20 protein-coding genes and 2 pseudogenes are annotated in these 22449 nt (G+C 60.7%); 8 read left to right on the forward strand and 14 right to left on the reverse strand.

What is annotated here, in order from left to right; genetic code table 11:
- Nucleotides 1–152: 152 nt before the first annotated feature.
- Both G1E_RS23280 and G1E_RS23285 read left to right on the forward strand, forming a co-directional pair.
- The gene (locus tag G1E_RS23280) at nt 153–1067 is read left to right on the forward strand and encodes a histone deacetylase (RefSeq protein WP_009681787.1); all 915 of its coding nucleotides are present in this window, start codon (nt 153–155) and stop codon (nt 1065–1067) included.
- A gap of 148 nt (nt 1068–1215) precedes the next feature.
- Nucleotides 1216–2457, forward strand: a complete 1242-nt coding sequence (locus G1E_RS23285) for a TIGR03862 family flavoprotein (protein WP_009681786.1) — start codon at nt 1216–1218, stop codon at nt 2455–2457.
- A gap of 27 nt (nt 2458–2484) precedes the next feature.
- Here the strand turns inward: G1E_RS23285 and G1E_RS23290 are convergent, their stop codons facing one another.
- From G1E_RS23290 to G1E_RS23310, 5 genes and pseudogenes are all read right to left on the reverse strand, one after another.
- On the reverse strand, nt 2485–3816 hold the full coding sequence (locus tag G1E_RS23290) for a DEAD/DEAH box helicase (RefSeq protein ID WP_047150147.1): 1332 nt from the start codon (nt 3814–3816) through the stop codon (nt 2485–2487).
- Nucleotides 3817–3870: 54 nt separating this feature from the next.
- The gene (yedA, locus tag G1E_RS23295; RefSeq protein WP_047150148.1) at nt 3871–4791 is read right to left on the reverse strand and encodes a drug/metabolite exporter YedA; all 921 of its coding nucleotides are present in this window, start codon (nt 4789–4791) and stop codon (nt 3871–3873) included.
- Between the two features lie 146 nt (nt 4792–4937).
- Complete coding sequence (locus tag G1E_RS23300; protein WP_009681781.1) at nt 4938–5543, reverse strand: PolC-type DNA polymerase III; 606 nt, start codon at nt 5541–5543, stop codon at nt 4938–4940.
- Between the two features lie 8 nt (nt 5544–5551).
- On the reverse strand, nt 5552–6031 hold the full coding sequence (locus G1E_RS23305) for an NYN domain-containing protein (RefSeq protein ID WP_009681780.1): 480 nt from the start codon (nt 6029–6031) through the stop codon (nt 5552–5554).
- Between the two features lie 76 nt (nt 6032–6107).
- Nucleotides 6108–6889: pseudogene (locus G1E_RS23310) on the reverse strand (DUF2076 domain-containing protein).
- Between the two features lie 166 nt (nt 6890–7055).
- Between G1E_RS23310 and G1E_RS23315 the strand changes: the two are divergent.
- A complete protein-coding gene (locus G1E_RS23315) occupies nt 7056–7712 on the forward strand; it encodes a YciC family protein (RefSeq protein WP_009685422.1) in 657 nt (218 codons plus the stop codon).
- A gap of 555 nt (nt 7713–8267) precedes the next feature.
- On the opposite strand, the gene hrpB is transcribed toward G1E_RS23315, so the two are convergent.
- The 6 genes from hrpB to G1E_RS23345 all read right to left on the reverse strand — a co-directional run bounded on the left by hrpB (nt 8268) and on the right by G1E_RS23345 (nt 16935).
- Nucleotides 8268–10802 (reverse strand): ATP-dependent helicase HrpB, encoded by a 2535-nt coding sequence (gene hrpB / locus G1E_RS23320; protein ID WP_009685421.1) that lies wholly within the window; start codon nt 10800–10802, stop codon nt 8268–8270.
- A 528-nt stretch (nt 10803–11330) separates the two neighbouring features.
- Entirely contained in the window at nt 11331–12497 is a 1167-nt protein-coding gene (locus G1E_RS23325; RefSeq protein WP_009685420.1) for an MFS transporter, read from the reverse strand.
- Between the two features lie 87 nt (nt 12498–12584).
- Nucleotides 12585–13073 carry a DUF3237 domain-containing protein gene (locus G1E_RS23330; RefSeq protein ID WP_033690911.1) on the reverse strand — a complete coding sequence of 163 codons (489 nt, stop codon included), beginning with the start codon at nt 13071–13073 and terminating at the stop codon, nt 12585–12587.
- 23 nt (nt 13074–13096) lie between these two features.
- Nucleotides 13097–14194 (reverse strand): polyamine ABC transporter substrate-binding protein, encoded by a 1098-nt coding sequence (locus G1E_RS23335; RefSeq protein ID WP_009685418.1) that lies wholly within the window; start codon nt 14192–14194, stop codon nt 13097–13099.
- A 36-nt stretch (nt 14195–14230) separates the two neighbouring features.
- A complete protein-coding gene (locus G1E_RS23340; protein ID WP_009685417.1) occupies nt 14231–15565 on the reverse strand; it encodes an alginate export family protein in 1335 nt (444 codons plus the stop codon).
- A 107-nt stretch (nt 15566–15672) separates the two neighbouring features.
- Nucleotides 15673–16935 carry a serine hydrolase gene (locus G1E_RS23345; protein WP_009685416.1) on the reverse strand — a complete coding sequence of 421 codons (1263 nt, stop codon included), beginning with the start codon at nt 16933–16935 and terminating at the stop codon, nt 15673–15675.
- A gap of 145 nt (nt 16936–17080) precedes the next feature.
- On the opposite strand from G1E_RS23345, the gene G1E_RS23350 reads away from it, so the two are divergent.
- Nucleotides 17081–17692 carry a TetR/AcrR family transcriptional regulator gene (locus tag G1E_RS23350; protein WP_033690910.1) on the forward strand — a complete coding sequence of 204 codons (612 nt, stop codon included), beginning with the start codon at nt 17081–17083 and terminating at the stop codon, nt 17690–17692.
- Between the two features lie 263 nt (nt 17693–17955).
- On the opposite strand, the pseudogene G1E_RS23355 reads toward G1E_RS23350, so the two are convergent.
- Nucleotides 17956–18336 (reverse strand): annotated as a pseudogene (locus tag G1E_RS23355) (DEAD/DEAH box helicase); the annotation flags it as partial.
- 116 nt (nt 18337–18452) lie between these two features.
- Between G1E_RS23355 and G1E_RS23360 the strand changes: the two are divergent.
- Complete coding sequence (locus G1E_RS23360) at nt 18453–18872, forward strand: hypothetical protein (protein WP_009685412.1); 420 nt, start codon at nt 18453–18455, stop codon at nt 18870–18872.
- Between the two features lie 21 nt (nt 18873–18893).
- Nucleotides 18894–19766 (forward strand): cation diffusion facilitator family transporter, encoded by an 873-nt coding sequence (locus G1E_RS23365; protein WP_009685411.1) that lies wholly within the window; start codon nt 18894–18896, stop codon nt 19764–19766.
- Nucleotides 19767–19779: 13 nt separating this feature from the next.
- Here the strand turns inward: G1E_RS23365 and G1E_RS23370 are convergent, their stop codons facing one another.
- Nucleotides 19780–20580, reverse strand: a complete 801-nt coding sequence (locus G1E_RS23370) for a DUF6515 family protein (protein WP_009685410.1) — start codon at nt 20578–20580, stop codon at nt 19780–19782.
- 395 nt (nt 20581–20975) lie between these two features.
- Between G1E_RS23370 and G1E_RS23375 the strand changes: the two genes are divergently transcribed.
- The gene (locus G1E_RS23375) at nt 20976–21452 is read left to right on the forward strand and encodes an Lrp/AsnC family transcriptional regulator (RefSeq protein WP_003249795.1); all 477 of its coding nucleotides are present in this window, start codon (nt 20976–20978) and stop codon (nt 21450–21452) included.
- Between the two features lie 54 nt (nt 21453–21506).
- Nucleotides 21507–21710: a DUF2788 domain-containing protein gene (locus tag G1E_RS23380; protein ID WP_003249787.1), complete on the forward strand. Its 204-nt coding sequence runs from the start codon at nt 21507–21509 to the stop codon at nt 21708–21710.
- A 94-nt stretch (nt 21711–21804) separates the two neighbouring features.
- Here the strand turns inward: G1E_RS23380 and G1E_RS23385 are convergent, their stop codons facing one another.
- Nucleotides 21805–22443, reverse strand: coding sequence for a pseudouridine synthase (locus tag G1E_RS23385; RefSeq protein ID WP_029887384.1), 639 nt, complete (start codon nt 22441–22443; stop codon nt 21805–21807).
- Between the last annotated feature and the right edge of the window lie 6 nt (nt 22444–22449).

Below are 22449 nucleotides of genomic sequence, written 5' to 3' on the forward strand. Positions count from 1 at the left end.
GCGGCGCTCGCTCTAACAGGCGCTGCATACCTTGTGGCAAACACCTGTCAGCCCCGATGCGGTCCCTGTGGGAGCCGGCTTGCCGGCGATTGGGCAGCAAAGCTGTCCCGGCCATGGCAAGATCAGCACTGGCCCTGACCGCGACCTCCCCCATGCCGTTGCCGCTGATCTACCACGAAGACTACAGCCCGGAGTTCCCTGCCGAGCACCGCTTCCCGATGGACAAGTTCCGCCTGCTGCACGACCACCTGGTCGACAGTGGGCTGACCACCGACCAGGCCTTGCTGCGCCCAGACATCTGCCCCAACGATATTCTCGCCCTGGCCCACGACCGCGACTACATCGCACGCTACATGAATGGCGAGCTGTCCCGCGAAGACCAGCGTCGCCTCGGTCTGCCCTGGAGCGAAGCCTTGGCCCGGCGCACCGTACGGGCCGTGGGCGGCTCGCTGCTGACGGCCGAACTGGCGCTGCAGCATGGCGTTGCCTGCCACCTGGCCGGTGGCACCCACCATGCCCACTACGACCACCCTGCCGGCTTCTGCATCTTCAATGACCTGGCAGTGATCAGCCGCTACCTGCTGGAGGCCGGCCGCGTCCAGCGGGTGCTGATCTTCGATTGCGACGTGCACCAGGGCGACGGCACCGCACGCATCCTGCACGATACCCCGGAGGCCATCACGGTCTCGCTGCACTGCGAACAGAACTTCCCGGCACGCAAGGCCAACAGCGATTGGGACATTCCCCTGCCGCGGGGCATGGGCGACACCGCCTACCTGAACGTGGTGGACGACACCCTCAACTACCTGCTGCCGCTGTATCAACCCGACCTGGTGCTGTACGACGCCGGCGTCGATGTGCACAAGGACGACGCGCTGGGCTACCTGCAACTGACGGACGCCGGCGTGGCCGCCCGCGACGAGGCCGTGCTGCGCCACTGCCTGGGCCGCGATATTGCGGTAATGGGTGTGATCGGCGGCGGCTACAGCAAGGACCGGGTGGCCCTGGCCAAACGCCACGGCATCCTTCACCACAGCGCAGCGCGTGTCATCGGTTGTTCACAATGACTGTGGAACCGCTTGTGGATAACCTGCGGGAAAGCCGCTGCAGGCCTTGACCAGCAAGGCCTGTAGAACACTGGTTGTTTTTTGACCAGTGCTTCCGGGGGCAGCGCTGCGCTAGAATGCGCCTCTTTTCCACAGCCTGCTGCCCATCATGCCCGATTTCAACCCCGCATCGCCTCCCCTTGCTGTCGTCATCGGTGGCGGCCCCGCCGGCCTGATGGCCGCTGAAGCCCTGGCCCAGGCAGGCTTGGTGGTCGAGGTGTTCGATGCCATGCCTTCGGTGGGCCGCAAGTTCCTGCTGGCCGGTGTCGGCGGCATGAACATCACCCATTCCGAGCCTTACCCCGCGTTCGTGTCCCGTTATGCCGAACGCCAAGGTGAAATCGGCACGCTGCTGGGCGAGTTCGACGCGGATGCTTTGCGCCAGTGGATTCACGGCCTGGGCATCGAGACCTTCGTCGGCACATCAGGCCGGGTATTCCCCAGCGACATGAAAGCCGCGCCGTTACTGCGCGCCTGGCTGAAGCGCCTGCGCGACAGCGGGGTAGTTATCCACACCCGCCATCGCTGGCTCGGCTGGAACGCCGAGGGGGCCTTGCGGATCGCTTATCCACAGGGCGAACGCCTGGTCAACGCCGCTGTGCTGGTGCTGGCGCTGGGTGGCGGCAGTTGGGCGCGCCTGGGTTCCGACGGCAGCTGGCAAGCGCTGCTGGCCGAACGGGCTGTGGATATCTCGCCCCTGCAACCGAGCAACTGCGGTTTCGAAGTGGCCGGCTGGAGCGCGCTGTTGAAAGACAAGTTCGCCGGCGCGCCGCTGAAGAACATCGCCCTCAGCGTGCCTGGCAGTGCACCGCGCAAAGGTGAGTTCATCCTCACCGCGCAAGGTGTGGAAGGCAGCCTGGTGTATGCCTGGTCGGCGCCGGTGCGTGAGGCCATCAACCGCGATGGCCGGGGCGTGCTGTTGCTTGACCTGTTGCCGGACAAGCCTGTGGACAAGATTGCCCAGGCACTGGCCAGGCCACGGGGTTCGCGCTCCATGGCCAAGCACCTGCACAGCCAGCTGGGTATCGATGGGGTAAAAGCCGCACTGCTGCGCGAGCTGACCGACCCTGCAACCTTTGCAAGCCCTGAAGCGTTGGCGCAGGCGATAAAGGCCCTGCCAATCACCCTGGTGCGCACGCGACCGCTGGATGAAGCGATCAGCAGCGCCGGCGGTGTGCGTTTCGAGGGGCTGGATGCAGGGCTGATGCTCAAAGGCATGCCGGGGGTGTTCTGTGCCGGCGAGATGCTGGACTGGGAGGCACCGACCGGGGGCTACCTGCTCACGGCGTGCTTTGCCAGCGGGCAGCACGCCGGGCGGGCGGCTGCACAATGGCTCAAAGCCCAGGGCTGACACCGCCCCACTGTGGGCGCCGCGAGGCTACGGCTTGCGCTTGCGCGGCCCGCCATTGAAGCTTGGTACCTTGCGCACTGCCTTCACTGCAGGCTCGGCATTGCCCCCCTCGGTGCTGTCCATCCAGCGCCCCAAGCCACGCTTGGCGCTGTTCTCTTTCGGCTTTTTGGGCTTCTTCGGCTTCTTGATCACCTGGCCACTGGCGTCGGTCATCGGCACCCGGTGATCCGGAATGAAGTCCGGTTCTTCATGACGCGGCAGGGTCTGGCGGGTCAGCACCTCAATCGCCGCCAGCAGCTGCACTTCATCGGCGCACACCAGCGAAATCGCCTCGCCCTTGTTGCCCGCCCGCCCGGTGCGGCCGATACGGTGCACGTAGTCCTCGGCAACGATGGGCAGGTCCAGGTTGACCACCAGCGGCAAATCGTCGATATCCAGGCCACGGGCAGCCACGTCGGTGGCCACCAGCACCTGGATTTCCCGGGCCTTGAAGCTGTCCAGCGCGCGCTGGCGGGTCGCCTGCGGGCGGTCACCGTGGATACCATCGGCATTCACACCCTCGGCCAGCAAGCGCGCCACCAACTGGTCGACGCCGTTACGGGTCTTGGCGAACACCAGCACCTGCTTCCAGCGCTGCTTGCGCATCAGGTGGCAGAACAGGTCTTCCTTGCGCTTTTTATCCACAGGTACCAGCCACTGCTTGACGCTGGCGGCAGCGGCATTGCGTGGGCTGACTTCGATACTCAGCGGGTCACTCAGGGCCAGCCCTGCCAGCAGGCGGATCTGCTCGGAGAACGTGGCGGAAAACAGCAAAGTCTGGCGCTTGCGTGGCAACGCGGCATAGACCGATTGCAGCTCTTCGGCAAAGCCCAGGTCGAGCATGCGGTCGGCTTCGTCCAGCACCAGGGTCTGTACCTGGTTGAACTTGACCGCGTTCTGCCGGAACAGGTCGAGCAGCCGGCCAGGGGTGGCGACCAGCAGGTCGACGCCACGGCGCAGGCGCATCATCTGCGGGTTGATGCTGACCCCGCCGTACACCGCATAGGTGCTCAACGGCAGGTTCTCGGCGTACTCGCGCACGTTGTTGTGCACCTGCTCGGCCAGCTCTCGGGTCGGCACCAGCACCAGGGCACGGATCGAGTTGCTGGCCACTTTCTCGCCTTCCAGGGCCAGGCGCTGCAGTACCGGCAGGGCAAAGCCTGCCGTTTTTCCGGTGCCGGTCTGGGCCGCGGCCATCAGGTCGCGGCCGGCCAGCACGGCGGGAATGGCCTTGGCCTGCACCGGTGTGGGGGTGGTGTAGGCCAGCTGCTGCAAGGTGCGCAGCAGCGGTTCGATCAGGCCGAGTTGGGCGAAATTCATGGCAATACCGTCAGGGGTTCAGCGAAGCCGGCAAGTTTACCGCATCGCCCCTGCCTACTTGCAGATTTCGCCTTTCAACGGCAATACGGGTTTGGCAGACTTGCGCCACTGCGGCAGGCCGATCAGCACCACTGCGCCAATGATCACCGCCATCGCCACGCACTCTTCGGCACCGATCTGTTCACCGGCAAACAGGATCCCCAGCAGCACCGCCACGGCCGGGTTGACGTAGGCATAGCTGGTGGCAGCTGCCGGGCGCACGTGCTTGAGCAGGTACATATAGGCGCTGAAGGCCAGGATAGAGCCGAAGAACACCAGGTAGGCCAACGCGCCCCAGCCGGCAGCGCTTGGTACCTGCGTCATGCGCTCGCCCGACAGCAGGCTGCCCAACAAGAGCACTGCGCCACCCACCAGCATTTCTGCGGCACTGGCCATTGGCCCCTGTGGCAGGGGCAGGCTTTTGCTCCACACCGAACCGAATGCCCACGAGGCCGCGGCAAAAATGATCAGCGCTGCGCCAATCGGGCTCGCCTGCAGGTTGGACCCCAGGTTCAACAGGGCGATACCCAGCAGCCCAAGGGCAATGCCTGCCCACTCCAGTTTCGAGTTGCGGTGCCCGAACAGCAGGCCGAACAGCAAGGTGAACAGCGGCACCGTCGCCACCGCCAGGGCCGCCACCCCCGAGGCCACGCCGGCGTGCTCGGCCACCGTTACCCCGCCGTTACCGCAACTTAGCAGCAGAAAGCCGATTGCCCCGGCAGCCCGCCATTGCGGCCACGTGGGTGCCGGCGCACCGCGCCAGCGCAGAAAACCGTACAGCAGGCTACCCGCGATCAGGAAACGCACACCGGCCATGAGCATCGGTGGCCAGCTCTCGACGCCAATGCGGATGAACAGGTAGGTGGAGCCCCAGACCAGGTACAGCGCCAGGAAAGCGCCGATGAGCAACCAGGGAATGCGACGGGAGGCAGGCATTGGAACACTCGAAATCCGTTTACGGGTGAACAGTCTAGGGGCCTGCCTGAGCGAACAGAAGTTACAGAATGGCTAGAAATGAGCGGCACACTTTCGGTGCGTTCGGTTTGAAGCGGGCGCCGCTTGAAGCGAGCGCCGACCACGCCTCAAGCATACTTGACCAGCGCCTCGCGCAGCTTGGCTGCCGGTGTTTTCTGCAACCGGCACAGCAGGCCATGCGAGAGCTGCTGCACACCATGCTGTTCTCGCAACACGCCGGCCAGGTGCTGCATCAGGTTGGCGGCCATTTCGGCATCGGCCATGGCCCGGTGCGCATTACCGGTGTCCGGCAGCCCCGCCCAGCGGGTCAGGGTGCCCAGCTTGTGGTTCGGCGCTGCCGGCAACAGGCGCCGCGACAACAACAGCGAACAGGCAAATGACTGGCTGCGGCTGCGGCCGATGCGCGCCAGTTCGTAATCCCAGAACTTCTGGTCGAACGCGGCGTTGTGCGCCAGCAGCGGGGTCTCACCCACAAACTCGGCCACCTCGTTCATGACCTTGTCGACCGGCGGCGCACTGCGCAGCATCGCCGTGGTGATGCCGGTCAGCCCGGCGACGAATGCGGGTACCGGCACACCGGCGTTCATCAGGCTCTGGTAGCGCTCGACAATGCGCCCGCCTTCCAGCATGACCACCGCCACTTCGGTGGCGCGGCAGCCGGCACCGGGGGAAATGCCGGTGGTTTCAAAGTCGATGACAGCGATACGTTCCACGAATGACCTCAGTGCTTGAGCAACAACTTACCCTCGATGGGTACATAGCGGCTGGCGGCACGGATCAGTGACAGCGCCGTCAGCCCGGGCACACCATACACCACCGCCTCAGTGCCGTGGCGCTGGATCACCCGCTCCAGCAGCAGGTCGAAATCGCCGTCACCCGAGGCCAGCACCACTTGGTCGACCCGGCTGGCGGCGTCGATCACATCCAGGGTAATGCCCACGTCCCAGTCGCCCTTGGCCGAGCCGTCGCTGCGCTGGATGAAGGGTTTGAGGCGCACGTCGAAACCAAGGTTGCGCAAGATCTGCTGGAACTGTTGCTGCTTGCTGTCGCCGCGGTCGATGGCATACGCCACGGCCTCGACGATCTGCCCTTCGCGGCAGACATCGGCCCACAGGGCGGTGTAGTTGAAATGGCAACCATGGGCTTGGCGCACGGTGTAGTAGAGGTTCTGCACATCGGCGAACAGCGCGATCTTTTTCACCTGGGAACCTCGTGTCTGGCCTGGAATACCGGGGCCGCTGAGCAGCCCCGGAAATGCCAGCAGTATGCCAGACCTGTCAGACGTAGGAGTCGTCGTCCGAGAAGAACCCACCGTCATCACTGCTGTAATCGGTGTCGGCGTAACCACCCTGGTCGCTGCCCCAGCCACCATTGTCGGCCACTTGCTGCTGCCCGCCCTGGTCATCCCAGCCACCACTGTCACTGGCCGGCGCAGGCTCTTCCTTGATCACCTCGACCACCTCTTCGGGCTGGGAGTTGTGGTTGAACAGGCTGCTGATACCTTGCGCCAGCAATACACCACCGGCCACACCGGCGGCGGTCTGCATGGCCCCACCGAGGAAGCTGCTGGCACCACTGCGTGCCGGCGCAGCGCCCACGCCAGGCTGCTGTGCCGGCGGTTGCGCGTAGGCCGGGGCCGCCGGCTCACGCCAGCCGCCAGCCGATGGCACCGCAGCCGCAGGCCGCTGTGGCTGGACCCGCGGGGGNNGCACCGGCGGCGCTGCAGCGCGCCCGCCCGTACCAAAAATGCTGGACAGGAAACCGCCACCGCCAGCGCTGGGCGCACTGTTGCTGCCTTGGGCCGCCTGGGCACGGGCCTGTTCCAGCTCGGCCTGCAGTTGCTTGTTCTGCTCGTCGAGGCGCTTGAGCGCCGCTTCCTGCACCAGGATCGCCTGGGCCATGTAGTAAGGTGCCGCCGGCTGCTGGCGCAGGTGCTGCTCGATGCAGGCCTGGGCCTGCGGGGCGCGCGGCTGGCTTGGGGCTTTNNCTGGCTTGGGTCTTCGGCTTGCTTGAGACGGCCGAACAGGCCGTCGATCAGGGTTTGTTCTTCAGTGTTCATGGGGCGACCTCATGGGTAGCGGGACAACGGACAACGTCAAAGATGGGGCGTTGCGCCGCGCGATTCAATCGCTGCAAGGGTGAAACATTTTTCAGCAAGTGACAGCGCCACGCCTGCTTTGGGCTAAAGTGATGCACCTGTTTTTACTGCCATGCGATATAGCCCGATGAATCCGCTGAGCGTCCTGCGCGACTCCCTGTACTTTTTCCGCCGCCACCTGCCGAACATTATCCAGCTGTGCCTGCCGCTGGTCGTGCTGGAGGCCCTGCTCACCCAACTGCTGTACCGGCAACTGGGCGACCAGGCATCGCCTGCCTACGGCATGCTGATCAGCCTGCTGTGCTATCCGCTGTATAGCGCCGCCCTGATCCTGTACCTGGACACCCGTAGCCAGGGCCAGGACATCGCCAAGCGCGACCTGTTCGCCCGCGCCTTGCAGCTGTGGCCGCAACTGGCCCTGCTGATCCTGATCAGCTCGCTGCTGATCATGGCGGGCCTGGCCCTGTTCGTCTTCCCGGGCGTGTGGATCATGATCAACCTGGTGTTCGCCGAGTACCTGCTGGTACTGCGTGGCCGGCCGGTGGTGCAGGCGATGCGCGACAGCGCCAGCATGACCACCGGGCATTTCATGCGCATCATGGTTTGCGTGGTCGCGGTGCTGGCACCGATCTGGCTGATCGACGGGTTGCTGCTCATGGCGTTCCCCGAGCCATCGCCGGCCATGGAGCTGGCCATGGACAGCCTCAGCGGCTTCCTGCAGCTGTTCAGCACAGTGGTGCTCTACCGGCTGTTCATGTTGCTGGAAGAAAAAGCCGGCGCCTGAGGGCGCCCTCCCGGTCGCCTGCGCACGTGCAGGGGCACTGCGCCGCCTTCAGGTGCCGCGCGGCTTCGTCCGGGCCGTGGCCTCCGCCACCAGTGGGTCGTCTGGCCAGTAGTCTTTTCTATGACCTACCTCCCTGATTGATTGACAACGTGTAGCCCCCGAAACATACGGGCGTCAGCCAGTTCAGACAAAAACGGCATTGACTGTCAATGTTGCTTCCAAAGATTGACTATCTGCAGGTCGATTACGGCAGACATTGACAGCCTATCCGCCAGCCGCACGTTCGCTTCAGACCCAACATTGACACTCTAGAGCTCACCTCGTAAAACCTCACGGGCGTCTCGAACCTTGGGTAGCTTTCTTGACGAGGAGATATTTGCGGTATGGGCGACATATCCCCAATTACGACGAAGCGAGGCTAAGCGCACCAGTAGTACAAAGTACGCGGCGCTTTGCAGTGAGCGCATAAAATAGGGCAGTTTTATGCTGCCCTTGGAAGCGCTCTGAATCCTCAGTTTGGCAAAATGCCTTCCGCCCCTGCGCGCCTCCTGTCGATCATGTGCCTCTGGGCTTGGCACGCGCAGTCGCTTGAGCGATCAGTGGATCATCCGGCCAAAAATGCTTCGGGTACCTCCCCTTCAAGTCTTTCTTCACATCGCCGTAAGTGGACTTCCAGAAATTCGCAAGGTCTTGGGTAACCTGAACCGGACGGCGTGCCGGCGATAGCAGATGCAGCTTGAGCACCTGTCGTCCATTTGCAATGCGTGGTGTATCAGCCTGCCCGAACAGCTCCTGCAGTCTTACAGCAAGCACCGGGGGACGTTCACTGTAATCGATGCGAATATTCGAACCTGAGGGGACTGGAATCGTCTGAGGTGCCTGTGCATCGAGCTGCTGCGGCAAAGGCCAAGGCAGCAAATTGCGGAGCATGGAGGATAAGTCCAGCTGACCGAAATGGCTTAGCCGGGTGACCTTTCCCACATACGGACCTAACCACACCTCAAGCGACACCAGCAGGGCTTCAGTACGAAGATCAGGCCACTCACTTGGGCTCCCTGCCTCTTCATCCAGAATGCGCAGCAACTCAACTCGCGCCTGCCACTGACGTAGCTCTGGTGTCCACGGCAAAAGCTCCAGGCCTTTGCGGCGAACGTAGTTGAGCAGGGCCTGAACACGGGCGTCATCGTCGAGGTTGGCCAGGGGTGCGCGAGCCAGGATCAACTCCCCCACTTTCACCTGCCGCTCAGCACAAAGGACGCCCTCTCGCTCATCCCAATCGAGCTCATCCACCTGGGTGACCTGCTCTTTCAGGACAGTGTCGAACAACGCTTCGTCCAAATCGGCAGCCAGGTAGATCCGTTCTTCGCGCTGGCCCTGCCGACTGCCCAAATCAGCAATGACCAACCACGGATGTTTCATCAGCGCATCAGCTTCTGTAAACATCGCCGCTCGACCATTCGCCAACCGATACTCAGCCCCTCCAGCTCGGCGCTGTTGCGCAACACGATCGGGATAGGCGAGTGCCAAGAGGCAGCCCACCCATTGAGGGTGATCAGGATCAGCGACGGGTTGCGATGCTGAGCCGCGCATGTATGAACGGTACTGCTTCGCCAATTGCTTCGCTCGTTGGGCGCCGGCTTGCTCTGATCGCTGAGCCCTTTGCTCCCCTGAAAGAATGGCCAGCCGACTGTGCAAATCTGCGCCGCTGCCACGCTGTATATCTCGCTCGCCGAGCAGGGCTGCAATGTTGCACGCTGTCTCAGTGAGGCCCAGCTCATGGCCACGCAACAACAGATGTGCAATGCGTGGATGACTGGGCAGCTCTGCCATCGCTTGGCCATGCTTGGTCAACTGCCCATCTTGTTGCAGCGCGCCAAGGCGGCGGAGCAGGTCATTCGCTTGTGAAAATGCCGCTGGAGGCGGCGCATCAAGCCATCGTAGGTCACCCGATTCTGCACCCCATTTAGCGAGTTGCAGCGCCAAGCCTGTGAGGTCGGCTTGCTGAATTTCGGGGGCACTGAATCCAGCCATCTGCTCATGCTGGGCCTCAGACCACAGGCGATAACACACCCCTGGCTCAACCCGGCCTGCACGACCTGCACGCTGGGTTGCGCTGGCTTTGGATATCCGCTGAGTATCCAGCCTCGTCATCCCACTTCGTGGGTCGAAGCGCGGAACCCGCTCAAGGCCTGTATCGATGACTACGCGCACACCATCAATGGTGATACTGGTCTCGGCGATGTTGGTTGCCAGCACCACTTTGCGCTTCCCAGGTGGGGCGGGATCGATCGCCGCACGCTGCTCATTCAGATCGAGTTCACCATGCAGCGGGCATAGGAGTGTGTTCTGCTGCAAAGATGGCGAGGCTCTTAAAGCGTCTTCCAGCCCTGCTTGAACACGACGGATCTCAGCCTGCCCTGGCAGGAATACAAGCAAGCTGCCTGTCTGCTCGTCGAGAGCATCAAGGCACGCACTGATGGCCCGGGGTTCGAGGTACTCACCGGGCTGCTGCGGCCTGCTCCAGATCGTCGACACCGGGTACATCCGCCCTTCGCTGGACACGATCGGTGCGTAATCCAGCAAGCGTGACAGCCGCTCGCCCTCAAGGGTTGCCGACATCAGCAGTACTTTCAGCGGAGCATCGTCCCGGAACAGCTCACGTCCATTTAGCGTCAATGCCAACGCGAGATCGGCATCCAGGTTTCGCAGATGGAACTCGTCGAAGATCACAAGACCCACCCCCTCAAGCGCAGGATCGCTTTGCAGGCGGCGCGTCAGGATACCTTCAGTAACTACCTCGATGCGCGTACGCGGGCCTACCTTGCTGTCGAGACGAATGCGATAGCCCACGGTTTCGCCGACCTTCTCACCCAGCTCACTCGCCATGCGCTCCGCAGCAGCGCGCGCCGCAAGGCGGCGAGGTTCGAGCATGATGATTGTCTGCCCTTGAAGCCAGGACTCATCGAGCAGCGCGAGGGGAACGCGCGTCGTTTTACCGGCGCCAGGCGGTGCTTGGAGCACCACTTCATCTCGCTCTTGAAGGGCTTTTAGAAGGGCCGGCAACGCGGCATTGATCGGCAACGAACTCATGTGTACTCCTACGACATACGCGGCAGTATACAAAGGTTGATCGCCTCAAGGAGGCCGGAGCTGAGCCAATACTCAAATGACGCGGGAGTAGGATTTGCGGGCAATCACACGCTGGACTTGAGAAATTGTGGCGCCAGTGCGATGTGCTATTTCATCAACCGGATGACTGACGGATAGCTCGCGAATGGCCGTGATCTGCGTGATTGATAGCCGGTCAGAACGGCTGCAGATCTGTGCAGACGCCCATGCATCGTCCTGCCAACGCTCGGCGAGGCTGAGCGGAGGTAGCTTGCGGTCTTGATCTCCTCATCCAGCCAGGCCTTCAGGATGCCCTCACGCTCATCCGGAGTGACCACCTGCCCCTTTCGAAGGATCGAGTATTCCCTGAGGTAACGAGGCCCTGCCTTGCCTCCCGGAATCATGTTCAGGCGGGTGCGCCGATAGAGGTAGTTGATCTAAAGGTCAATTAGCCCTAATCATGAGTGGAGCTGCGCCCACCGCCCAAAGGGGGATGACATTCCTACAGCCTTACTGAATAGCAAAATCAGCTTCGGTCTTGCGCCTGCGGTTGAGTACCAGCATCACCGCCATCGATAGACCGCCCAGCAACACCGAGCCCGCCGATAGGGTAAAAATCTCCTGCCGACCTTGGTTACCGATGAGCACCATCAAAATCGTTGGCGCTGCAGCGGCAGAGATGACTTGCAGGCTCCCCACCATGCGAGTGAGCCGACCCGTTGGATCATGGGCGACGACCGACGACATGTAGTACGACAGCGCAAGGTTCCAGCCAACGTTCATAAGAAACACGGCGATCCCCAGATCAACGGCACTTCTGATGGCGGTTGCAAACATGACGATGGCCGCCAATACGATCGTCGAGCCCGTAAGAATCATCGGCACTCGCCCGAGCTTCTTGCCCAGAAGGCTTGGCAATGCGGCTCCGGGCAAACCACCCAGCAAACCGACGCTCAAGGCCCAACCGATCTCCACGGCCCCGATTCCCGCGTCAGTGCCTATGCCCTCTACGAACCCCCAAAGCGAATAGATGGACACTTGGAGCAAGACCATCCCGATAAGGGAGAACACCCCAACGACCGAAAGACTCTTCGCATTCGCGTCGGTTGTATTTTTGGGCTTGGGAGCGGTTGTCCGAGGCAAAAACATGCACGCGAAGCAGATCAAGGCGAACCAGATCGACAGGTAATTGATTGCCCACCCGAAACCCAGACGCCCTGCAATCAGCGGTACTGTCGCAGCCGAGAAAGCAAAAAGCGCTGTTTGCATGAACAGCAGCACCCCATAGGAGCGATCAGGGTCGCGCAACCCTCCGAGGCCGAAAATGGAATAGGCGTACAGGATCCCCGATCCTATTCCGGCAACGACACGAGCCGCCATCAACATCGAAACATCAGAAACCTGAGCAGTGAATAGATTGCTTACGAGTAACGCGGATGCAGCCAAGAGTGCCGTAGTGCGAACACTAAACCGGCGCATGATCGGAACGCATGCCAACGTGCCAAAAATCGAACCACACATTTCGGCTGACATGACGCTGCTTTGCTGAGCGAGCGTTAACCCCAGGCGCTCGACTAAGAGGCCGATGAAAATCGGTTGAATGCCTACGGCAAGAATGGATCCTGCCGCAATGAGAATGCAGGCTGCGCGCAAGACGTTGTCTGATTGTGTATTCATATTTTTGTTAGATCCTGCTGGTCGCCGCTTGGCGGACGACCAGGGTGGGCCTCAATACATAAGACCAGCCTATGTCGACGACGCCTGTTACGCTAAACGGTAACAGGCAATGTGAACTTGCCCTTCAGCGGGATAGCTGACATGGCCAATAAACACGTGATCTCGCAACCAGCTCAAAGGCCCATTAGCCACCTGGAAGACCGGTGTGCAGGTACAGCGATAGCGCTCTTGCTTCAATGGCCACACGCCTTCCGCGCTCAAGCGTCGTCCTTCCTCGTCGAGAAGCAGGCGGCCTGTGTTGTGGATATTGATGAGTTCTCCGGCATCCGTTAACAGGCTGTACCGGGCATCCAGCTCCCCTACGCCGTCCCTTCGCTCAAGATACTGGTCACTTCCCCCAGGCAAAACACGCCCACGAAAACCCAGGCCTTCAAAGGTACCCCCCGTGATCGGGTAGTTGCTGCGCCAACCTTCGCAACACTCTCCCAAGTTCTCATGCACAGAGATATCAACCTTCAAGGTCATGACCCACTTTAAATCAGGTACGCTCACAGATTCGTGCTCGGACTTTTCCATTACTTCCTCTCGTGCAATCCGAATCATCGATTGCTCTTGATCGACGTCCAGGTTCGAGTCCGTACGCGCTCGATGGATGACGGTATCGGTTCAAGAACGTACAAGTTAGAACGCTCCGCTTCAGGAATGTAGATCGTAGGATCGTTTCGCAAGGATTCATCTACCAGAGCAGTCGCGTCCTTGTTTGGATTTTGGTAACCGATCTTATTGCTGATTTTGGCAATCACATCAGGGCGGAGGATGTAGTTTATGAAAGCATGAGCCTCCTTAGCATTCGGTGCGTTCAGAGGAATGGCGATGACATCTGACCAGGTAGGTGCGCCCTCCTTGGGGAAAACCATCTTGATCTTGACCCCTTTTCCGGCAACGTTGGCAAGTTGCTTGGCCAAAGTAAAGCCGCCCGACCACCCAACGGCTGCGCAGATATCCCCGTTGGCCAGATCCATGCCATACCTGGACGAGTTGAAATAGCTCACATATGGGCGAATTTTCAGAACTGCCTGCTCGGCCTGCTTGTAATCACTGGCCTTTTGACTGTTTGGATCGAGCCCTTGGTAATGCAAGGCAATCGGAATGATCTCTGTCGCAGCATCCAGGAAACCAACACCGCACGTGGCGAGCTTGGAAATATTTTCAGGTTTGAATATGGCGTCCCACGAACCCATGTCTGCGTCTTTGCCGAGCGCCTTCTGAACCATGTCCACGTTGTAGCCGATGATCGTAGTTCCAAGCAGGTACGGAACGGCATATTGGTTCCCCGTATCCCCCACTGCTTCGAGGTTTTTCATCGCGGACGCGTCCAAATGACTCCAGTTCGGTAGCTGCGCACGATCAAGTGGCTCTAGCGCTTTAGCCTGGATGAGCTTTCCAATGTTCGAGCTTCCAGGAAAGACTACGTCATAGCCCGAGTTACCGGTCAACAACTTTGACTCAAGGATTTCAACGCTATCGAACACATCGTAAATTGGACGTATGCCTGTCTCCTGCTCAAAGTCCTTCAGAACCTGCGGTGGTAGATACTCAATCCAGTTGTAGATCCTGACGGTAGGCTGAGCCCAAGCCAGAGAACTGACGGCCAGTGCAGCGACGCCAAACACGCTGCGCAAAAAAGCCTGCTTCATGAACGACACCTCGCAATTTATAATGCCTGATTGAACTCAGTAGCGATACGTAAAATAGAGTTCAAGCGCACTGAAACGCTCGTCATCCCCGAAAACTTGTTTTGCAGCGGATTTTGCATTTACCCAGTTATACGAAAGGGACGTATAAAGGCGAGGCGTTGGCGTCCAATCTAAGTACACTGCCGTCTCATCCGCAAATCTACGCTTGTCAACCGGGGTTCCTTGATAGTTCTTTTCGTCAAGCGAGAATTGGTAGTGGATGACACCAAACGTCAGGTTTTCAGTGAGGTGGTTCTTGATTGAAAACTGATGAACATTCTGGTTGGTGTTGAACAGGAGATAGTTTCCGACGACGTCACCGAGCAACCAGGTACCCCAGTCGATAAACCCTTTACTTAAAGGATCCCAGGCTTTTTGGCGATTATCAGTTAGATCGGAGTCACCCGAAAAGTGCGTGTAACGGTATCCAAGCACAGGCGCGAAGGGAAGCATATCAAACGTGTAATCCGCCTCGGCATACCAAGCGTTGGCGTCGTAGTCAACGCCGTCACCATTCCCTCGCTGGACTGCGTATTCGCCATTGAGTTCCAGAGCGGGCAGAGCCGGGTAAACGGCCTTGAGAGCCCGCACGTTATAGACCTGCATACCGTCACGGGCAGCTCGTGCAGGGGTATGGCCCTCAAGCGCATCGACCTTCATAGCAGTTGCCCCAAGAACGACTGCACCGCCCACATCATAATCCAGGTTGACCCCATTCATCCGGAAATCGCCCAGATGATCATCGGTGGCCAAACTGAAAGCTTGTACCTGAGCAGCTCCACCATCCCAGGCCAACAAAGCAGAATCGCGAAACGCCGTGCGCGGGCCAAGCCAGTACGCGCCGTCCCCGAAGGTATCAAGGTTGCCATCCATGACGATGAAGCCGGTACCAATCATGTAGTCCTGACGGCCAGCCGTGAATTTCCAATTCCCAGCCCGGAAGCCTGCGTAAGCCTCTTCGACAGAAGCGCTGCCATCGGAGCTGCGCGTGTTGCCGCCAGCATCACCATCCCCAAAGGTGCTTGCGGCAACCACTGAGCCACCCGCCAATAAGCTCAGATCAGGATTCAACTTATAATCAAATGCAACCTTGGGCTTGACATAAATTTCTTGCCAAGTCGTTTTTGTACCACGATCCTTACCGCTACGAAGATCCTTGACCCCGGCCCCGAAGTTAATGTTCCGAGCGGTGATAGTAGAGCCACCCGCAGAGAATGAAAACTCTCCACTTAAATCACCATCTTCAAACTTGTAACCGGCCCATGTGAACTGACTCACTGAAACGAGGCCGAGCGCTAGCAATACTCCGGCATTACGCGGGGTGCGGTACATGTGATGCTCCTGTGCATTGTTTTTGTATTACAGGGCAGTTGGGCGGCAAATCATGCCGCCGAAACCTGCTAAAGCAGGAGGATGCGACTGCATCCTTTAATTATTTTTTAAACACTCAAATGCATTGCAATAGCGCGTAGCATCCGCACGCTATCCGCATCTAGGTCGGTAACAGCTTCAGGTAGGGAGGATTGCTTGACGATTACTGTCCTGGAGGGAATATCCACAAACAGGTACTGCCCATGGATACCACCTGCCATGATGGCTTGACTGTGGTCGTTGAAGACATACCACTGGCTGCGATATGACGCCCCCGGCGTCCACTCGGAGAACTCTTCGTTCGCAGCGTAGATAGCAGGGTCAGCGCCACGAAGCACTCGCTCGATCGCGCTCTGAGAAATGAGCTGTTCACCATTGCGGTTGCCGCCATCGAGAATCAACTGACCAAAGCGGGCCATGTCACGCAAGGTCGCGTTGAAGCCGGCACCAGCCACACTGCGCCCCCAAGGGTCAGCCATAAAATAGCCATCGCGCTCGCAGCTGAGCTTGCCCCATACGCGCTCAAGATGCTCCGAACAAGACAGACCGCTTGCTCGCTCCATCACCCACGCTAACGCCTCAGTCGTTGCAGTCACGTAGTGGAAAAACCCACCGTGCTCACCCAATTTTCGCAACGAGGGGATGTACTGGTACAGCGACTCATAGCGCGAAAACTCAGTCGGCGCCGGCTGAAATCCGCAGGCGTAGCCATATTGAGAGCTTTCCGAAGCAGGATCGTCATAGACCTCGCTGTAGTCGATGCCTACCGCCATGTCGAACAGTTGCTGCACGGTTGCGTCTGCGAAGGCACCGTCGCCAAACTCAGGAACATAGGTCTTGGCCAGAGCCTCCGGGTTCAAAATGCCCGACGACACTAAGTCTTCACCGATCATGCCGATCAACGATTTGGTAACGGAGAACATGATGTGCCGGTCGCTGCGCTGCTGACCATTGAAGTACTCCTCGTGCATAACCTCGCCGTTACGCACCACGATGAAGGCGTCAGTTTTGCTCGCCTGCAGGTGCTCAGCAACCGTCACCGACTCGCCGATCACGCTTTCGAACGCCAAGCGACCCAGTGATCCGGGAGCACATTTCCACTCACTGGGAGCACCGTTCCCAGCTTTGACATCGATGGTTGGGCGCAGGCGTGCAAGATTTCTGAAAGCCCAGCGGTTGTAGGGTGGACGCATCCAGTTATCCCAGGTCACCCGGGCATCTGGAGTGGCTGGGAACCCTTGCATCAGAGAGACTGAAAGTCCACCGCTGATGACCGCTTGCTTGGCCTTACGGTACTGCTCGGCCAGATGATCAATCTTGTTATCGTTCATGACGCTGTCCCGAAAAATGACTCTGCGGTTCGTGCAGATGCCCTAAAGATTTATTACGAACAAAAACTTTAGTCAACTAAAACATTTTATTGGGATCACCTTTTCTGGTAGGCTGCATTCGACTGTGGACAACCGGATAGCGCAAGTGAGTGGATTACGTGAACGACAGATGGAGCTGCGCCGCCAGGCCATCTCCGAGGCGGCCATCGAATTGTTCAGAGACCAGGGGTATGCGCAGACGTCTATTGACCAGATAGCGAAGCTCGCCGGGGTGTCGTCACCTACCGTTTTCAAGTACTACCCGAGCAAGCAGGAGATCCTGCTGGGGTTGCTTCAGGAGGCTGATCAGCGCGCAGTGCTCGACCTGCGGGAGGTCATGCACCAGTTCGAAGACCCGGTGGATCTGCTGTGCCACCTGGAATCGCTTCTGATCAGCTACAGCCTCAAAGTCTTACCTGCCCCCATTTGGGCTGAGCTGCTGCCACTGGTGCTGAGCGGTGGAGTCGGGCTGCCTGACTCGTACCATCAAATGAACCACAAGCTGCAGGGAGAGATTGCAAATGTGCTCAGGGCGCTTCAGGAGGCAGGCAAGCTCAGGGCGGATCTGGACGTCGAGTTGGCCGCGTTCCTCTTGAACGACTATTCCCATGTCCAGCTGATGAGGCTAGTCAAAGCGACGGATCCAGATCGCGAGGAACACAACAGCAATGTCCGGCGAATCACCTCATTGCTATTCCATGGGATGAAGGCTGGCTAGGCATTGGCTTCGTGAGAGGTTGCTGGAGCGGAGCAGCGCTCGTGCGGCAATGAAGAACCTCCCGTGGCACCTACCGGAGGTGGGATTAAAGACCCTCGCCGAGGGTTGGTCTGGAATGGAAAAGCTGCAGGGTCGGGCTCAGCTTGACTGCATCACCTGATACACCACTTAGGTGCTCGATGAGGAGCAGAGCAAAGAAAGGGCAGCAAGGCTCAAATCTTGGTTTGACAAGAAATATGCGTTTCCGGGGATTGTGGCAAAACGTGGTATTCGTCGAAAATCAGCAAGCCCACCCCTTCCAGTCCCGGGTCGGCTTGCAGGCGGCGGGTAAGAATACCTTCGGTGACCACTTCGATACGGGTGCCGGGGCCTACCTTGCTGTCCAGGCGGATGCGGTAGCCCACGGTTTGCCCAACCTGCTCACCCAGCTCACTGGCCAGCCGCTCGGCCGCCGCGCGGGCGTCCAGGCGCTGGGGTTCCAGCATGAGGATGGTCTGCCCGGCCAGCCATGGCTCGTGCAACAACGCCAGCGGCACACGGGTGGTCTTGCCCGCCCCCGGGGGCGCCTCGAGCACCGCTTCGTCGCGGGTTTGCAAGGCTTGGCGCAAAGCGGGCAAGGCCGCATCAATGGGTAATGAAATCATGGTGGTCCTCGAACAGTCTGGCGAGTATAACGGCGAACCCAGCCTGCCCTATCATGGTCTTAGCATCAGGCTCAGGCGCTTCGCTTGCCCTGCTGAATACCCTTTCGGAGATTGTCATGCGCATCCCAACCCGCGCCATCGGTGGCGCACTCGTGGTTACCCTGCTGACCCAACTGACCGCCTGCGGCACCATTTTCTACCCGGACCGTCGCGGCCAGATCGGTGGCAAGATCGACCCGGTGGTTGCCGCCATGGACGCTATCGGCATCCTCTTCTACGTGATCCCCGGGCTGATCGCCTTCGGCATCGACTTCGCCACCGGCGCCATCTACTACCCAGGGGGCCACACCGCCCAGGTCGACCCGGCAAAACTGCAACAGGCGGTCAGCCCGGATGGCAAGGTCGACAACCTGAAGCTGCAGGCCATTCTTGAAACCGAACTGGGCCAGCGCCTGCCGCTTGACGACCCGCGGCTTATCCAGCACCGCGGCAGTGTCGAGCAATTGGCCAGCCTTGGCTTGGTGCCAGCAGCCTGAACCACAAGGACCTGACCACGGATGATAACCACCCCGGCTGAACACCAGCGCCTGTTGCGCCTGGCCACCCGCGCCTCGCTGGCGGTGGCCGGCATCCTGGTAGTGAGCAAGGCGCTGGCCTGGTGGCTGAGCGGCTCGGTCAGCCTGCTGGCCGGGCTCACCGACTCGGCACTGGACGCCGTCGCCTCGTTCCTCAACCTGCTGGCCGTGCACTACGCCCTGCGCCCGGCTGATGACGACCACCGCTTCGGGCATGGCAAAGCCGAAGCCCTGGCCGGCATGGCGCAGGCGCTGTTCATCGGCGTCAGTGCCGTATTGATCGGCGTGCAGGCGGTCGAGCGCCTGCATACGCCACAACCCTTGGGTGATACCAGCATCGGTATCGCAGTGATGCTGCTGTCACTGGTGCTGACAGTCGCCCTGCTGGCCTTCCAGTACAAGGTCATCCGCCTGACCGGCTCCACGGCGATCCGCGCCGACTCGCTGCACTACCGTTCGGACCTGCTGCTCAATAGCAGCATCCTGCTGGCGCTGTTACTGGCCCGTTTCGGCTGGCCGCAGCTGGATGCGCTGTTCGGCCTGGGCATTGCCCTCTACATCCTGTGGAGCGCGCTGCAGATCGCGCGCGAGAGTATCGCCATCCTGATGGACAAGGAGCTGCCCGGCGATGTGGGCGAGGAAATGGCCGCGCTGGTGTTGGCCATTCCCGGGGTCAAAGGCGTGCACGACCTGCGTACGCGGCTGTCGGGCAACCAGTGGTTCGTACAACTGCACCTGGATTTGCCCGGGCAGTTGCCGCTGCATGATGCCCATGAGCTGTGCGTGGAGGCCTCGCGGGTGATCCGCCAGCGTTATCCGCAAGCGGATGTGATGGTGCATGCCGACCCGGTCTGAACCTGCGCGTGGGTCAGTTGACGCTGTACCCTCGGCCGCTGAAGCAGGCCCCCAGTGCGCGTTGGTAATTGCTGAGCACATTCGGCGGCGGCGCGTAAGTCGCGGTGGCGGGGTCGAAGCCTGACTGGCTGACCGCCCAGCGGTGGCACTGGTAACGGTCCTGCTCCTGCTGCTCCGGGCCTTGGCCATACATCGGGTACGCCATCACGTCATAGCCGCCCGCAACCGGCGGTGGCGGCGCGGGTGGCGGCGCGGGTGGCGGCGGGTTGACCACCACATATTCCTGGCTGTCTTCCAGGTACTGGTAGTAGGTATCGGCAACCAGGAAGAACAACGCCCCACCCACCCACACTTCCCGTGCATACGGCGGCAGGTAATTGACCCGCACCCCGTAAGGCGGGGTTACCACGATGTAATTGCCGCCATGCGGGCGGTACCAGTAACCGCCGGAGTAGAAGTAGTCACGGCCGCGATAGGGCACTTTCCAGTAGCGGTCAGGGAAACGATCGACCGTGTGCCCAGGGCGGTACTGCGGCCCCGGCCCCCAGCCATTGCCATGGCCGTCCGGGCGCCCCTGCCAGTCGCCACCGGGCCTTGGCCCCGGCCCCCCGGCTTGCCAGCAATGCTCATCGCCATGGCGGCGGGGAATATCCTGGTAGTAGCCCTGACGGGGCGGCTGGGTCTGGCGTACTTCGTCGCGGGCGTTCAGCGGCCGACCGGGCCCAGGGTCGCCGGGCCCTTCGGCCAGCGCCCCAAGGCTGATGCCCAACCCCAGCAAACCAACACCTGCCAACTGCCAGATGCGCGACGTCATGGTATTCCTCTCGGTAGGTAAACTGCAGCAGGCAGCCAGTCTACCGTGCTCTTCAGGCCGGCCAATTAAAATTACCGACATGAAAAAAGGGAGGCCGCAGGGCCTCCCTTCAGGAATTGTCGTCCGTGCTCGGCACTTGTGGCACCGGCTCACCTCACAGCGTCTTCTGGAAGCTGTGTAGCCCGGGGGCCTGCGGATCCGGTTGGATGGCTGGCCGCGACCGCCCGCCTAGGGCGCGTCGCCGTGGACTGATGTCCGGGCAGTGATTCTGTTGATAAAGATACCGGACAGCTGGCGGCAGCGGATTGCGAAGATTGCTCATATAAATATTACTTGCGCAATTTTTCACCCTGGAATGATAATTCGCCGCAATCCGAACAGAAAAGGCAAATGCCATGAGCAAACTCGACCGCTATGACCTGAGCATCCTCGCCGAATTGCAGCGCGATGCGCGCATTTCCAACCAGGAACTGGCCGAGCGCATCGGCTTGTCGCCTTCGCCATGCTCGCGTCGGGTCAAGCAGCTGGAGGACGACGGCTACATCTCCCGCCAGGTCGCCCTGCTCGATCGCAAAAAGCTGGGCCTGAGCCTGACCGCCTACGTGCTGATCGGCATGGACCGGCACACGCCGGAGCGCTTCGAGACCTTCGAGGCCGCTATCCGCAACCTGCCACAGGTACTGGAATGCAGCCTGGTCACCGGTATGGATGCCGACTACCAGTTGAAGGTGGTGGTGCCCGACATGGACCACTACCAGAAACTGCTGCTCGGCAGCCTGACCCGCATCGAAGGCGTCACCAGCGTGCGTTCGAGTTTCGTGCTGAACCAGGTGCTGGCCAGCACCGAGCTGCCATTGACCCACCTTCGGTAATTGCCCGCGCCTGCGGGCGTATACTCGAGCGCTCAAACTGCCTGGAGAACACCGATGGATCCCGCCGTATTCGAAGAGTGGATGATGATCATCCTGGTCACCGTGCTGATCGGTTTCATGGGTTTCATCGTCTGGGACCTGGCGAAAAAGTCCAAGGCGGGCAAGTTCGGTACGCTGATCCTGTTCTTCGTGCTGGGGCTGGGGGTGCTGGCCTTTATCATCAAGAGCGTGGTGGTGGGGTTTCTTGAAGGGGTTTAGGCCTTGGGAATGCAGAGGTCGCGACCCAAGGCATGGGTTTGCGCGGTTCTGTAGGAGCGGCCTTGTGTCGCGATGGGCCGCAAAGCGGCCTCCACTAGCGCTGCAATTTTGCCGGAACCTCGCGCCAGCACCCCTGCTCCAACCCGTCGAGCGCCCAGTCACCAATGCGTACCCGCACCAGGCGCAAGGTCGGCAACCCCACCGCTGCCGTCATGCGCCGCACCTGGCGGTTACGCCCTTCACGAATCACCAGCTCCAGCCAGCTGGTCGGCACGCTCTTGCGAAAACGCACCGGCGGGTTGCGCGGCCACAACGCGGGCTCGGCCAGGCGCCGCGCCTCGGCCGGCAAGGTCGGCCCATCGTTCAGCTCCACGCCGTCACGCAAACGCTGCAACTGCTCGTCGCTCGGCTCACCTTCCACCTGCACCCAGTAGGTCTTGGCCAGCTTGTGCTTAGGGTCGGCAATCCGCGCTTGTAGCCCGCCATCGTTGGTCAGCAATAGCAAGCCTTCACTGTCACGGTCCAGCCGCCCGGCCGGGTATACGCCCGGGATATCGATGAAGTCCTTGAGCGTCGCCCGCCCTTCGCCGTCACTGAACTGGGTCAGCACGTCGAACGGTTTGTTGAACAGGATCAGGCGGGGCTCGGCCGGCGGCGCTTTGGCCTGGCGACGCGGGCCGGCGGCAGGCCGCGCCTGGGGGCGGCGCGGCTTGTTACGGGGTGGCAGTGACATGGATCC

It is taken from the genome of Pseudomonas sp. TJI-51 (assembly GCF_000190455.2).
In the GTDB taxonomy this organism is placed as follows: Bacteria; Pseudomonadota; Gammaproteobacteria; order Pseudomonadales; family Pseudomonadaceae; genus Aquipseudomonas; species Aquipseudomonas juntendi.

Bases quoted from the DNA above. Each gene is read 5' to 3' on its own strand.
- G1E_RS23280 (WP_009681787.1), top strand. From the start codon at position 153: ATGCCGTTGCCGCTGATCTACCACGAAGACTACAGCCCGGAGTTCCCT.
- G1E_RS23330 (WP_033690911.1), bottom strand. From the start codon at position 13,073: ATGGAAAAGTCCGAGCACGAATCTGTGAGCGTACCTGATTTAAAGTGG.
- G1E_RS23315 (WP_009685422.1), top strand. From the start codon at position 7,056: ATGAATCCGCTGAGCGTCCTGCGCGACTCCCTGTACTTTTTCCGCCGC.
- hrpB (WP_009685421.1), bottom strand. From the start codon at position 10,802: ATGAGTTCGTTGCCGATCAATGCCGCGTTGCCGGCCCTTCTAAAAGCC.
- G1E_RS23375 (WP_003249795.1), top strand. From the start codon at position 20,976: ATGAGCAAACTCGACCGCTATGACCTGAGCATCCTCGCCGAATTGCAG.
- G1E_RS23365 (WP_009685411.1), top strand. From the start codon at position 18,894: ATGATAACCACCCCGGCTGAACACCAGCGCCTGTTGCGCCTGGCCACC.
- G1E_RS23370 (WP_009685410.1), bottom strand. From the start codon at position 20,580: ATGACGTCGCGCATCTGGCAGTTGGCAGGTGTTGGTTTGCTGGGGTTG.
- G1E_RS23325 (WP_009685420.1), bottom strand. From the start codon at position 12,497: ATGAATACACAATCAGACAACGTCTTGCGCGCAGCCTGCATTCTCATT.
- G1E_RS23385 (WP_029887384.1), bottom strand. From the start codon at position 22,443: ATGTCACTGCCACCCCGTAACAAGCCGCGCCGCCCCCAGGCGCGGCCT.
- yedA (WP_047150148.1), bottom strand. From the start codon at position 4,791: ATGCCTGCCTCCCGTCGCATTCCCTGGTTGCTCATCGGCGCTTTCCTG.
- G1E_RS23335 (WP_009685418.1), bottom strand. From the start codon at position 14,194: ATGAAGCAGGCTTTTTTGCGCAGCGTGTTTGGCGTCGCTGCACTGGCC.
- G1E_RS23345 (WP_009685416.1), bottom strand. From the start codon at position 16,935: ATGAACGATAACAAGATTGATCATCTGGCCGAGCAGTACCGTAAGGCC.
- G1E_RS23340 (WP_009685417.1), bottom strand. From the start codon at position 15,565: ATGTACCGCACCCCGCGTAATGCCGGAGTATTGCTAGCGCTCGGCCTC.
- G1E_RS23290 (WP_047150147.1), bottom strand. From the start codon at position 3,816: ATGAATTTCGCCCAACTCGGCCTGATCGAACCGCTGCTGCGCACCTTG.
- G1E_RS23380 (WP_003249787.1), top strand. From the start codon at position 21,507: ATGGATCCCGCCGTATTCGAAGAGTGGATGATGATCATCCTGGTCACC.
- G1E_RS23360 (WP_009685412.1), top strand. From the start codon at position 18,453: ATGCGCATCCCAACCCGCGCCATCGGTGGCGCACTCGTGGTTACCCTG.
- G1E_RS23285 (WP_009681786.1), top strand. From the start codon at position 1,216: ATGCCCGATTTCAACCCCGCATCGCCTCCCCTTGCTGTCGTCATCGGT.